This is a genomic window from Citrobacter sp. HN-141 (assembly GCF_033341895.1).
Classification (GTDB): Bacteria; Pseudomonadota; Gammaproteobacteria; order Enterobacterales; family Enterobacteriaceae; genus Citrobacter.
The window spans coordinates 32,836-45,340 of record NZ_JAWPBF010000002.1 but is presented as its reverse complement, the minus strand read 5'-3'; the positions used below and the strand labels follow the sequence as shown (position 1 = coordinate 45,340).

Sequence of the window (12,505 nt, the reverse complement as noted above, 5' to 3'; positions counted from 1 at the left end):
GACTCAGGAGCCGCGTAGCAGCCTGTTGCCGGAGTCGCTGAGATCTTCAGCCGTTTTCATCATCTTGATTTGCGCTTCGAACTGGCGGTTCATCGCAATCGACGACATCATTTCGCTCACCGCAGACACGTTACTGCCTTCCAGAAAGCCGCCGCTCACTTTGATGTTTTCGTCGCGCTGCGCCGGTACGCCATCCGCCGTCACCAGCATCCCTTCGTTATTTTTCGCCAGATTAGCAACCGGAATATCCACCAGCTTCAGACGATCGATATCCATGGTGGCGGTAACATCGCCGTCGTCGGGCGTAACCGACAGCGGGCCGTCGCTGCCGAAAGAGGCAATCGCGTTTGGCGGCAAAATAATCGGACCGTTATCCCCGAGCACCACGTTACCGTCGATGGTCAGTTGCCCCTGATCGTCCTGCTGAATATTGCCGTTGCGGGTGTAGACCTCGTTTCCGGCTTTATCCTGTACGGCGATATAGCCGGTTCCCTGAATGGCGACGTCCAGTGGGCGCTCGGTTTTTTCCGCCACGCCGGTGCTGTCATTAACGCCGCTGGGACTTTCCTTCGCCATAAAACGCGTGTCGAAGCCGCCGCCCTTCACTTTGTCATTGCTCGCCATCGCCATATCCGCACGAAAACCATTGGTGTTGACGTTGGCAAGGTTATTGGCGCTAATCTGCTGCTCCAGTAGCGTCTGGGTGGCGCCGCTCAGCGCGGTATAAATCAACCGATCCATTTCTTAGCCTTACATCGCCTGGAAGAGAGCCTGATCCAGCTGCGTACTGGTGGAAATCACCTTGGTGTTCGCCTGGTAGTTACGCTGGGCGGTCATGAGATTAACCAGCTCGTTGGTAATATCCACGTTGGAGCTTTCGAGCATGCCGGAGGAGAGCGTGCCGCAGGAGCCGGAGCCTGGCGTGCCAATCAGCGGTGTACCGGATTCGCCCGTTTGTACCCAGGCAGTCCCGCTCACCGCTTCCAGTCCGTTCTCATCCGGGAAAGTGGCCAGCACCACCTGCCCCTGCAACATGCGCTCGCCGTTGCTGTAGGTGGCGTAAACTTTACCGTCGTCACCAACCTGCACGCCGTTTTGCGTCGCGGAGGCATAACCGGTGGCGGAGTTGGTAGTAACCGAGAAATCAGAGCCGTACTGAGTACAATCGGAGTAGTCAATGGTCATCGAAATCGGTGCGGCTTCATCGGTGGTGAAGGTGATAGTTTGCGGGGTTGATGGGGTGACCAGCTTGCCGGTATTCGCATCGAAGGTCAGCGAAGTCGGCGGTACGCCGCTCTGCGCTTCGCCATCAAAGGTGTACTGCACTTCCCAAGTGTTATCCGCCGTTTTAGTAAAGTACTGGCTAACCGAGTGCTCATTACCGAGCGAGTCATACACGGTGGTGGTATAGCTGTCGGTGTAGGTGTCGCTGTTGTCAGGATCAAACGGTACGGTTGCGCGATCGATCGTTTCATCACTGGCGTCAAAGTTGGCCGTGAAGGTCATGCTGTCCGTGGCCTGCGCCGGGATGTTGCCGGTTTTAATCTGAATATCGGTAACGGTACCGGTTTGCAGCGTGCCGCTGTCATCAACCGGATAACCCTGCAGGTAATCGCCGGAGGCATTGACGATATAGCCGTTTTTATCCGTCACGAAGGAACCGGCGCGGGTATAGGAGATGTTCCCGGCGCTGTCGCACATCACAAAGAAACCATCATCATTAATGGCCAGATCCAGCGCATTGCCGGTTGAAACCATTGAGCCGCCGGTAGAGATGCTTTGTGCCGAACCCGCCACGCTCACGCCCATTGCCTGCGTTCCGGCGTACATGGCGGAGAACTGGGTGGTCATCGATTTATACCCGACCGTACCGGAGTTCGCGATGTTGTTACTGATGCCATCAAGCTGTTCGTTGACGGCGTTCAGGCCCGTCGCTGCAATTTCATAACTCATTGTTTCTTCCTGTAATGTAAACTAAATCAGATCACCGTATTGCTGTCGGCGTTATCGCTGCCGTCGTCAGTATCAGGCGGCGTGGTGTCATCAGTGCTGTCCGGTACGCCAAACTGGGTGATCATGGTGAATGGCACTTCGCCAACGCCGTCAACGTTGAGCACTGGCGTGCTGCCATCGAGCGGAATACGCACATCTTCCACCTTGCCCGTCACCTCAATCGGCACTTCCTCTTCTCCGGTATTGGTCACCACGGACACGCTGTAATCGCCCGGCGGGATGCCGTAATCGGCAGGATTGATGTCGAAATCCACCTGGCCTGGTCCAACGGAGGTTTCACCTTCCGGGATCAGCGATACGGTGTAGTCATCACCGGCTTCATCGGTAAAGTGCAGATCCACATCGGTACAGCTGTCATCCAGCGTGACGCGCCCCTGGATCGCCTGGCTGTTGTCCTCGATATCCAGCGAAGTGGTTTGCACCATAATGTCGTCGCCGACCATATTCCCCAGCGCCATCACCTGAATGTTGCTCATCAGCACCGCGTTGGTGTTGGCCTGGACGCTCATCTCTTCCATCATGGCAACCTGCGCCATTGAGGAGAGCTGATCGATATAGGCCGTAGGATCGGTGGGATCGGTCGGGTCCTGGTTTTCAATTTCAGCCACAAACAGCGTCAGAAACGTGTCGACCGCCGACGTTTCGGTGGATGTTGTGGTTGTCGGGGTACTGCTGCTGTCACTGGTATCCGTGGTTGACGACGTGGCAGAAGAACTGCTGTCTCCCAGATTGGTGCTTTGCGCCGTGGCGCCGACGTTATTTTCAGCCACCGCCGTCTTCTCGGAAGAAGAGGCCAGCGCCTGAGATTGGGCATACAGAGCCAGGGTATTCATTACACTTCTCCCAGTTTGAGTAAGCTTTGCTGCATACTTTTGACGTTATTCAGCACATCAACGTCGGTTTCAAAATCACGTGAGGCGGACATCATGTCAGCCATTTGCTCGACTACGTTGACGTCCGGATACCAGACGAAACCATTCTGGTCCGCCATCGGGTGGTGCGGCTCATAACGCTTCACCGCCCCGCCGCTTTGCATGACGTCCTGTACCTGTACGCTGGCGCCATCAATGGCATGGCGGTTATGCCCACCTATCAGGCTATTGTTGTAAACCGCGGCAAAAACCGGGCTACGCGCCTTATAGGCCTGCGCCTCGCTGCTGGCGGGAGATTCCGCATTCGCCATGTTGCTGGCGACGGTATTCAGACGGATGGTTTGCGCCGTCATCGCCGAGCCGGAAATCTGGTAAATATCAGTAAACGACATGGTTATTTCCCTTCAATGGCCTCTTTGATACCGCTAAGTTGCAGGTTCAAAAAGGTCAGACTGCTTTGATAATCCATACTATTTTGTGAAAACCGGGCCTGCTCGGTATTCAGCTCTACGGTATTGCCATCCTCTGAGGGCTGCATCGGTACACGGTATTTCACGTCAGCCTCGGGCAGCACATTTGTACGACTTGCCCGTTGCATCTCAGCGGCAAAATCAATATCTTTAGCTTTGAAATTTGGTGTATCGACGTTTGCCAGATTCGCGGTCAGTAGCTCGGTCCTCTCAAGACGTAACTTCACTGCCTGCGGATGTACACCTAATGCCTGCTGAAAACTGATTCCCATTTCTTGCATCACTCCTGCGTAGATATCGCTGTTATTAGCAATATATATGCCAACCTTTAAGTGATTGATGAGAAATGACTTTATGAAACTACTCTCCTACGTAAGGAAGCTTTCTTTCCCCTTTGTCGCGGAAATATTGCTGGCCTTATGCTGCGTCTTACCCGCACATGCCGCCGTACATCCCATCCAGCACAGCGCCCGGGAACAGATCAATGCGCTGGTCCTGACTGCCGCTAGCCATGAAATTGATACGCTGGCACAAAAGCAGCAGTGGCAGGACTATCGCTACACGTTCAATATCTATATTCCCTCCGCCGTCAGCACCAGCGCGCTATGCTCGTCGGCGCCTCAGATCACCTCCAGTACCTCCCCGTTGATGGCCCTGACGCGAATGAACTTTTCGGTGAGCTGCCCAGGCAGCGCGGGCTGGCAATATAACGTTGCAGTACGCCCCGACGTGTCGGTGCCGGTAGTGATGCCAAAGTCGTTGATTGCCCGGGATACGGTGATTACGGCCGATGACCTGCAGCTTAAAAAATTCAACATCAGCAACCAGCGGGAAGGGTTGATGACAAATATGGATGAGGCGATTGGTCTCACCAGCAAACGCGCCCTGCAGCCGGGTAAACCGATTACCCGTAGCGAGTTGGTTCAGCCCGTAATGGTTAAACGCGACCAGCCGGTGACGATCGTCTCCCGTATGGCCGGGATTACCGCCTCGATGCCGGGCGTGGCGTTGAAAAACGGTCGTAAAGGGGATGTGATAAAAATTCGTAACAGCAGCAGCCAGCGGATTGTCAGCGGTGTGGTGGACGATGTCGGCGTGGTCACTACGCTCACTGCTGAGCAGTGAAGGGATTTTTTGTGATGGGATTAAAGTTTTCCTCTATTGCCGTCGCTTTTAGCCAATAACAGATAACCAACCCAACGAAATATGTACGAGGTTGCTATGAAAATTACCCCAACGCTGCCTGGCAATCGCCCTGCATCAACAACCGGACAAACGCGTTCAGATAAGAGCAGCGCGCAGACCACAACCTCCAACGCCGCGACGCTTTCCGCCGATGATATTACTCAGGCGGGATTGCAAACAGCGCAGCAAACGCTGAACAGCGATCCGCAAAGCGACGTTGATTACGACAAAGTAGCGCAAATGCAGGCCATGCTGGCCGCAGGCGACATGCAGGTTGATACCCAGCAGTTGGCTGGCGACATGCTCAGCTTTTTCCAGAAATAAGAGGCTACAACAGTGAGTACCAGGCTACAGCAGGTGAAAACTCTGCTTCAGGGCATCCGGGAAGACGGGATGCGATATGACGCGCTCAGACACCAATTGGAACAACAACGTCTGTGCATGATCCGTCGCGCCAGTGAAGAGCTGCTGTTGGTCAATGACACGATCCAACAGCATTATGAGCAGTTGCAAAACAGCAGCCAGCAGCGCCGAACGATCCTACAACTGCTGGGCGTGAGCATCGATCGTGCAGGGATGGAGCAGGTATTTAGCTGGTTGCCTGGCGTACAGAAAAATGCCGCAGAGGGCTGGTGGCAAAGTCTTGAGCAAAAAGCGAAACGCTGCAAGGCGTACAACGAAAAAAATGGCGATCTGCTGATCCGCCAGTATGAATTTATTCAGGCTTTTTTAGGTACAGAGCCAGATTTCATTTATCAGCGCTAAAACTTCCTTCCTTGCTGCGGAAACTCGCTTTCCGCGCAACACCCAACCCACTGATATGATTAAAAATAAAATTCAGGCATGGATATTGCAAGATATCAGTCAGATTTGAATATTGGGATTGCTGAGAACACGTTATGAGTATGATTGATTGCTACGAACCCGACTTTGTCCGGGTGTTTTTATCCCACCATCCGGACTCTGCGCTGCATATCAGCCAGTGTTGGACAACAGAAATTCGTCAAAGTCTGAGCTTAACCGACCCGGCCAGCTGCCAGGCGGCATTAGGCGATCCCAATGCCTTCGTTTTACACGCCACACAATGTGAATCTGGGGCGCAAAGCCGTGCTCTGTCTCAACGCGAGCAGGTTTTGAATCAAGCAGCCCTGAATACCGTCACGCTGCCCGGTTTGTCGCCAGAACTGCGCTTATATGCCCTGGGCATCATGCTCTCTTTTTCCGAGAAGTGCCTTGGCGATAGCGAAGCGGTGCTGGAAAAACTGGCGTCGTTGCCGCAAATCCTCGCAGGCCATGTACAGGAAGGAAAACTGCAGGATCAGTTTACACAATTACCAAGCCTGCCCCAGCTACAGCGTGAATTAATTACCCGTATGGGCAGTTGTGAATTCAGTTGGGATCTGCTGCCGGAAAGTACGCGTAAACTCACATTACCTCTCCAGGTCAGCCTGCTGATGCTACAGGATGCGAACAGTGAAGCCTTACTCCAACAGCAATTGCAGGATCAGTGGCTTAATACACACGCAGCGTACTTCTCGCAGGACGCATGGATCTTCAGTAACTATCTGATCTACCGGCTCTATCATGACATGTTCCCGCAACATGACAGCGAAGGTGTCATCCAGCGCTACTTCGAGCTTGTCTGCGATTTCTTTATGATCCGAACCATGCTTTGCCTGTGGACGATGGATGATTCCATGCTGAACCCTGAGGATATCTATGCGCTGTTTGCCATGTTTGAAGAGTGGCGCAGCAGCGATGATGCCACATCAATGCGTGAACACATTCTGAGCATTATGCCGGGAGAGACTTTGCTCTCAGCATTCTCTCTGCTTACCCGTTAGCCCCTGTTGGCCGGGTGAACATCCGGCCCTTTCGAAGCGCGAATACACATCACCATGTCTGAATCCTCCAAAGCACGTTCCGCCCTGACCGGCATTGTTAAAACACTGGATACGGGTCGTGAAAAGCCGTTTGTCAGCGTCGTCACCCCCACGTGGAATCGCGGCGCCTTCTTACCCTACTTACTGTACATGTACCGGTATCAGGATTATCCCGCCGACCGCCGGGAACTGGTGATCCTTGATGATTCACCACAGAGCCATCAATCGATCATCGACAGACTGACGCAAAACCACCCTGAGAAATTTAATATTCGCTATATCTATCACCCGGAAAAGCTCGATCTGGGCAGAAAACGCAATATGCTCAATGAGCTGGCGTGCGGCGAGTACATTATTTGTATGGATGATGACGACTATTACCCATCAGATAAAATCTCTTACACCATTGAGATGATGCAGCGCCACCGGGCGCTGATTTCGGGCTCCGATCAGATCCCCATCTGGTACAGCCATATCAACCGCTTATTTAAAAGCCGTAGCTTTGGCCCGCAAAACATTCTCAACGGCACTTTTTGCTACCATCGCAATTATTTGAAAAAGCATCGTTATAATGATGAATGTAACTTAGGCGAAGAAGAGGGATTCACCAACCAATTCACCGTGAATCCACTGCAATTGCCGGGCGAGCGCACCATCATCTGTATCTCGCACAGCCAAAATACATTTGATAAAGATTTTGTACTGGGGGCAAGTGAACCACTGAAAACGCCCCTGGCCCAGTCTATCGCAGACCCTATGCTGAAAAACTGGTACCAAAGTCTGCATAATGCAACCCATAATCAACCGATCCGCTGGGACAACATTGATCAAGTCGTAGTCGTGAATATGAATTCACGTACAGACCGCTTGACACTCATTCAGCAAGAACTCACGCAACTCAATATTCCTGCAGAAAAAATAACCCGTCTGGCAGCATGTGAAGCCGAAAATGGCCAGTTAGGCCGACGTCAGTCTCATCTGAAGGCACTCAAACTGGCTCAACGGCAGGGCTGGAAAAACTATCTGCTACTGGAAGACGATAGCGTTATTCTGAAACAAGAAAAGCATATCCGGGTACTGAATTCTCTACTCAATGCTCTGCCTACCTTTCCATGGGAAGTTATTATTTTCGGTGGAGAAATTAAGCGGGGGAATGTACTCAAAAGCCTTAACGGCATGATTCATGCGCGTGACTGTAATAAAGTATGCGCATATCTGGTAAATAGTCATTATTATTCAACATTGTCCAAACAAATGGAAAGCGACCTTTCACATGTGGTCGAAGAACAATGGCAGGCATTAATACATAAAGGTAAATGGCTCGCCTGCTATCCAAGCATTTGCTATCAACGTCCTGGTTACAGTGATATAGAGAAGAAAGAGACCGATAATATAGTTTTTTACTTCAATAAAATTAATAAAAAACCTATACGCCAATCAAATCCAGTTAGTTCACAAGCTCTCCCTGTTTTGTCAAATAGCGATAGGATTGGTTTCTATATGGAAACGTCGCTGCATTACACAGTGTACCGCCCCATCATAACCGCGCTTCAGGCGATGGGCCATACTTGCTCGTTGTTGGTGAGTGACAAAATACACAAGTCGTTTCTGGATGAAATGACAGCGACGATTAAAACCATTAATGACCCCACGCTGGGCGGAACACGCCTTTCTACAGTCATTGAGCAACGCCAGCGTTTCAAATGCCTGGTCAGCCCTTACTAAACGCCGTTGCTAAACGGACTGGCGGATACCCATGTGCGTGCCATGTATGGGCTGGCAAAAGAAGAGTGGAACCATGCCTGGTGGAACGCTTTGTATCATCGTATCCTGTGCTACAGCCACTACAGCCAGCACGCACTTGATATTGGCGGCAGTGCAAAAGTGGTCGGCAATCCCCGCTTCGATGAGTGGCACAACCACACTTTTGATAACACGTTGCCAAACAGCCTGAAGCTCAATGCGAAAAAACAAACCATTCTGTATGCCCCAACCTATGGCGCGCTAAGCTCGCTCCCCCATTGGGCGGAGCAGCTCAGCCGGTTAAGCCATGAATATAATGTCGTTACCAAACTGCATCATGGCACCCAGCACAGGCCGGAAGAAGCCGCCTCTCTGGCACTCGCGCAACGCTACTTAAAAAACAGACTGGACGATCCGCAGCATCTGCTGGCGCTTATTGCGCAGGCGGATTATGTGCTGACGGACAGCAGCGGCTTTATTTTTGACGCCCTTCATATGAATAAACGCGTCATTTTACTGAGCTGGCCGGAGATGAGCTCTCTGCTGGATGGCCAACAAAGTTTCTCGACCCCCGACAGCGCGGATCAGCGTATCCGTAACATCCTTCCGGTGGCACAGGATATACAGAGCCTGCGCCACGCAATCTCTGCCGGATTTGACTGGGCTGCGCTGGAAGCGCCATTGGCTGAGATTCGCCATCACTATTGCGATGCGTTTATGGATGGTCAGGCGGGGAAACGGGCGGCGCAGGAGATCGTAGAGCTCATCGATGCCTCGTCCAGGCAGCAGAGCAATACGTTACTGCTTAGTTTGCAGCAGAAGCTATTTAGTTGATAACACAATAATTTTCGCCAGAGATTACGCTATGCCAACGCCTTTAGTGAGTATTATCGTTACCAGTTATAACCACGACGCTTTCCTTGAAGAGGCGCTGGATAGCGTCTTTAACCAGACATGGAAAAACACCGAAGTCATTATCGTCGATGATGCCTCTACTGATCGGTCCGTCGGGATCATAAAAAAATACCAGCAGAAATATAATTGCAAAACGATACTGCGGGAGACCAACTATTATTCGCAGAAGGATAAAATCGGCGATAAACCGATCATCGAAGCCATGAACATGGCCACGGGAAAATATATTGCCGTGGTCGACTCAGACGATCTTATTGTTCCCACTAAAATCTCTCACCAGGTTAATGTGTTAGAGAAAAACCCGCACTGTGTAATGTGCTATAGCGCCATTGAGGTCATCATGCCTGATGGCTCGCATTTTCCCTACAGCGATATATTTCTTGATGGCGATGTTTTTCATTATCTGCTGGTGTCTGGAAATTTCAGTCTTTATATCGGATCGTTAATCCACCGCGAGGCGTATCTGAAGATAGAACGCTCCGATCCTGAACTGGTACAGGAAGACTGGGATATGTTTCTGAAACTTTCCCGCCAGGGGGATTTTATTTCATCCCGACGTTTAGTCGCTTACTACCGCCGCCATAACAACAACACCTGGTACAGAAAAGATAACAGCAAATTAATGTACCGAAACCGGATGATGATCCTTAATCAGTGGAAACATGAAGACGCCTGGGTAGAAGCGATGAACAGTCGCTGGAAACAATATGCTCACCCCGATCATATGCTGGTCAAGGAAGAGATTGACGAACTGTTGATTGAGCGACCAACGGACCCTTTGTTGCATTTCCAGGGATTTATCGCGGCCATCCACAATAAAGATGTTACCAAAGCGCAATATCATATTGTGCAAGCCATCATTTATTGTGACGTTCGTCTGGAGATTTTACCGAAATTATATTTCGCGGCCTTAAAGAGCATTACTGATAATAAAATAAAAAACACGATCCTCTCCAGCCTCAAAAGCAGACTGCCCGACCAATACCAACAAATCAGCGCAAAATTCTCTCAGGATCTTCAGCAATGAAACAAGCAGAACCAAACCTTATCACGGTTACCAAACCTTTCTTGCCTCCACTCGAGGAGTTTATGCCATATCTGCAAGAGATCTGGTCAAGTAAGCAGTTAACAAATAACGGCACCATGCATCAACTGCTAGAGGAGAGGTTAGCGTCTTATTTAAACGTACCTTATATCTCGCTGTTTTGTAATGCGACTATCGCGTTAATTGCCGCAATGCAAACGCTACGCATTAAGGGTGAGGTCATTACTACTCCTTACTCTTTTGTTGCCACTACGCATAGCATCCTGTGGAATCAATTAACGCCAGTATTTGTTGATATTGATCCACACAGTTTCAACATCAACCCGCATCTGATTGAATCTGCTATTACTCCAAAAACAGGGTTAATCATGCCGGTACATGTCTACGGCCAAAATTGCAATACCGATGAAATAGAAGAAATATCCAATAATTACGGCATTCCCGTCATTTATGATGCAGCACATGCTTTTGCCGTAGAAGATTGTGTCGGGAGCATCCTTCGCCATGGCGATCTTTCGGTACTGAGCTTCCATGCAACTAAAGTGTTCAATACTTTTGAGGGAGGTGCCATTGTTAGCTACGATAAAAAAACAAAACAACGAATCGATTACCTGAAAAACTTTGGTATTGCTGACGAGTTAACCGTTGTTGCCCCTGGTATCAATGGAAAAATGAATGAAGTTCAAGCTGCTTTTGGCCTCTTGCAGTTAAAGTATATTGATGAAGCGATAGCTAAGCGCCAACAAATCGATAAATGTTACCGTGAGCAGTTAGCCAATACGCAAGGCATTTTCATTCCGGCAGGCAACGCGAATCACAAGAGTAACTACAGTTACTTCCCGATCCTGGTGCGTCCCGACTATAAAATGTCGCGAGATGCGTTATACGATTATCTCAAAAAATATAACATTTTAACGCGTCGTTATTTTTACCCATTGCTGTCGAATCTTAACATGTACAAAAACATGCCTGGCGCCAATAAAGAGACGCTGCCTGTGGCAAACCAAATCGCCGAACAGGTGCTGTGCCTGCCGATTTATCCAGATATGACATCCGCTGAACTCAGCACCATTATCGAGCTGATAACCGCATGATCAATGTCCTTATCTTCCCGGCGGGAACTGAGATTGGGCGTGAGATTTACCTGTCTCTGCGCAACGAAAAAAACATTAATCTGGTTCTTGCTGGTGCCGACTACGACAGCCATGCCCGACATTACGCTTGCGAATACCATGTCGTGCCAGATGTTACGCATCATGATGGGTTACCTGTCTTACAGGCATTACTTGTGCAAGAAAGTATTGATTATATTTTTCCGGCTCATGATGACGCTCTTCTTTTTCTGTCTGAAAACCGGAAGGCGCTTTCCGCTACGGTACTCTGCCCGTCACAGGAAACATGCCGCATCACGCGGTTTAAAAGTAAAACCTACCAGGCGCTTAAAGGTGCGGTCCCTCTGCCAGCCGTATTCAATGATCCCAGCGCGATCGCGCAGTGGCCCGTATTTGTCAAACCCGACCGCGGGCAAGGTGCGCAGGGAGCTTTGCGGGTTGATTCCCCAGAGAGGCTGGCATCGATTCTCGCAGAGAGAAATGACCTGATCATATGTGAATATTTAAACGGTGAAGAGTTCACCGTGGACTGTTTTTCCGATCGCGCGCAGGGGTTATTGTTTTGCCAACCTCGCATACGCTCACGTATACGTGCCGGTATTGCAATGACCTCAACGTTAGTGAGTCTGCCGGAAGTGGATGCTTATGCTCGCGCTATTTCGCAGAAATTACAGCTCTACGGTGCATGGTTTTTTCAGTTGAAGCGTTCAGCTTCGGGTACTTTGACATTACTGGAAGTTGCGCCGCGTATTGCTGGCACAATGGCGCTTAATAGAGTTGCCGGTATTAACTTTGCAATGCTGACTCTTTATGAAAGCATGCGGGTTAATATTAATATACTCCCAACAATAAATGATATCCAAATAACCAGAAGTTTATCAAACAGATATCAGCACAGAATTAAGTTCAAACACGTCTATATAGATTACGATGACACTATTGTTAATAACGGAAAATTATGCTTGCTGGTAATCACATTTTTGTATCAATGCATAAATAATGGAATAAAGCTACACTTAATCACGCGTCATGCTGGAAACATACATTCCTCCTTGAGGGAAATGCGTCTTGACAATGTTTTTGATACCATTACGCATTTGGGGCAGAAGGATAAAAAAAGTATCTATATTACAGAACGTAACGCTATTTTCATTGATGATAGTTTCCGCGAAAGGCTTGATGTGTTTAGTCACACACAAATACCTACATTTGATATCAATCAAATTGAGATGCTTATAGATAGTTAAACAAAACCGCCATTGATGGA

General features: G+C 49.7%; 12 protein-coding genes and 1 pseudogene. 8 read left to right on the top strand and 5 right to left on the bottom strand.

Translation table 11 applies throughout. The features are described from left to right. Positions 1–3 precede the first annotated feature (3 nt). Genes RYZ59_RS03120 through flgB form a run of 5 tightly spaced genes read right to left on the bottom strand, consistent with a single transcriptional unit; the run spans position 4 to position 3,627 of the window. On the bottom strand, positions 4–741 hold the full coding sequence (locus RYZ59_RS03120; RefSeq protein WP_318045079.1) for a flagellar basal body rod protein FlgF: 738 nt from the start codon (positions 739–741) through the stop codon (positions 4–6). A gap of 9 nt (positions 742–750) precedes the next feature. Continuing rightward, complete coding sequence (gene flgE, locus RYZ59_RS03115; RefSeq protein WP_318045081.1) at positions 751–1,953, bottom strand: flagellar hook protein FlgE; 1,203 nt, start codon at positions 1,951–1,953, stop codon at positions 751–753. Positions 1,954–1,979: 26 nt separating this feature from the next. Then, positions 1,980–2,846 (bottom strand): flagellar hook capping FlgD N-terminal domain-containing protein, encoded by an 867-nt coding sequence (locus RYZ59_RS03110; RefSeq protein ID WP_137384418.1) that lies wholly within the window; start codon positions 2,844–2,846, stop codon positions 1,980–1,982. After that, positions 2,846–3,277 carry a flagellar basal body rod protein FlgC gene (gene flgC / locus RYZ59_RS03105; RefSeq protein ID WP_006685942.1) on the bottom strand — a complete coding sequence of 144 codons (432 nt, stop codon included), beginning with the start codon at positions 3,275–3,277 and terminating at the stop codon, positions 2,846–2,848. The genes RYZ59_RS03110 and flgC overlap by 1 nt, the downstream gene beginning before the upstream one ends. A 2-nt stretch (positions 3,278–3,279) precedes the next feature. Continuing rightward, positions 3,280–3,627 carry a flagellar basal body rod protein FlgB gene (gene flgB / locus RYZ59_RS03100; protein WP_016151840.1) on the bottom strand — a complete coding sequence of 116 codons (348 nt, stop codon included), beginning with the start codon at positions 3,625–3,627 and terminating at the stop codon, positions 3,280–3,282. 82 nt (positions 3,628–3,709) lie between these two features. Between flgB and flgA the strand changes: the two genes are divergently transcribed. From flgA to RYZ59_RS03060, 8 genes and pseudogenes are all read left to right on the top strand, one after another. Continuing rightward, positions 3,710–4,480 (top strand): flagellar basal body P-ring formation chaperone FlgA, encoded by a 771-nt coding sequence (flgA, locus tag RYZ59_RS03095; RefSeq protein ID WP_318045087.1) that lies wholly within the window; start codon positions 3,710–3,712, stop codon positions 4,478–4,480. Positions 4,481–4,576: 96 nt separating this feature from the next. Continuing rightward, positions 4,577–4,864, top strand: coding sequence for a flagellar biosynthesis anti-sigma factor FlgM (flgM, locus tag RYZ59_RS03090; protein ID WP_318045089.1), 288 nt, complete (start codon positions 4,577–4,579; stop codon positions 4,862–4,864). Between the two features lie 12 nt (positions 4,865–4,876). Then, positions 4,877–5,305 carry a flagellar protein FlgN gene (locus RYZ59_RS03085; RefSeq protein ID WP_318045091.1) on the top strand — a complete coding sequence of 143 codons (429 nt, stop codon included), beginning with the start codon at positions 4,877–4,879 and terminating at the stop codon, positions 5,303–5,305. 134 nt (positions 5,306–5,439) lie between these two features. Further along, positions 5,440–6,384, top strand: coding sequence for a lysine-N-methylase (locus RYZ59_RS03080; protein ID WP_318045092.1), 945 nt, complete (start codon positions 5,440–5,442; stop codon positions 6,382–6,384). A 54-nt stretch (positions 6,385–6,438) separates the two neighbouring features. Continuing rightward, positions 6,439–9,000, top strand: a pseudogene (locus RYZ59_RS03075) (glycosyltransferase). Continuing rightward, on the top strand, positions 8,936–10,108 hold the full coding sequence (locus RYZ59_RS03070) for a glycosyltransferase family 2 protein (protein WP_318045094.1): 1,173 nt from the start codon (positions 8,936–8,938) through the stop codon (positions 10,106–10,108). Before RYZ59_RS03075 ends, RYZ59_RS03070 begins: the two are co-directional and overlap by 65 nt. Beyond that, entirely contained in the window at positions 10,105–11,220 is a 1,116-nt protein-coding gene (locus RYZ59_RS03065; protein WP_318045095.1) for a DegT/DnrJ/EryC1/StrS family aminotransferase, read from the top strand. Before RYZ59_RS03070 ends, RYZ59_RS03065 begins: the two co-directional genes overlap by 4 nt. Beyond that, positions 11,217–12,485 (top strand): ATP-grasp domain-containing protein, encoded by a 1,269-nt coding sequence (locus tag RYZ59_RS03060; protein WP_318045097.1) that lies wholly within the window; start codon positions 11,217–11,219, stop codon positions 12,483–12,485. Before RYZ59_RS03065 ends, RYZ59_RS03060 begins: the two co-directional genes overlap by 4 nt. Positions 12,486–12,505 lie beyond the last annotated feature (20 nt).

Bases quoted from the DNA above. Each gene is read 5' to 3' on its own strand.
- RYZ59_RS03120 (WP_318045079.1), bottom strand. From the start codon at position 741: ATGGATCGGTTGATTTATACCGCGCTGAGCGGCGCCACCCAGACGCTA.
- flgE (WP_318045081.1), bottom strand. From the start codon at position 1,953: ATGAGTTATGAAATTGCAGCGACGGGCCTGAACGCCGTCAACGAACAG.
- RYZ59_RS03110 (WP_137384418.1), bottom strand. From the start codon at position 2,846: ATGAATACCCTGGCTCTGTATGCCCAATCTCAGGCGCTGGCCTCTTCT.
- flgC (WP_006685942.1), bottom strand. From the start codon at position 3,277: ATGTCGTTTACTGATATTTACCAGATTTCCGGCTCGGCGATGACGGCG.
- flgB (WP_016151840.1), bottom strand. From the start codon at position 3,627: ATGGGAATCAGTTTTCAGCAGGCATTAGGTGTACATCCGCAGGCAGTG.
- flgA (WP_318045087.1), top strand. From the start codon at position 3,710: ATGAAACTACTCTCCTACGTAAGGAAGCTTTCTTTCCCCTTTGTCGCG.
- flgM (WP_318045089.1), top strand. From the start codon at position 4,577: ATGAAAATTACCCCAACGCTGCCTGGCAATCGCCCTGCATCAACAACC.
- RYZ59_RS03080 (WP_318045092.1), top strand. From the start codon at position 5,440: ATGAGTATGATTGATTGCTACGAACCCGACTTTGTCCGGGTGTTTTTA.
- RYZ59_RS03070 (WP_318045094.1), top strand. From the start codon at position 8,936: ATGCCTCGTCCAGGCAGCAGAGCAATACGTTACTGCTTAGTTTGCAGC.
- RYZ59_RS03065 (WP_318045095.1), top strand. From the start codon at position 10,105: ATGAAACAAGCAGAACCAAACCTTATCACGGTTACCAAACCTTTCTTG.
- RYZ59_RS03060 (WP_318045097.1), top strand. From the start codon at position 11,217: ATGATCAATGTCCTTATCTTCCCGGCGGGAACTGAGATTGGGCGTGAG.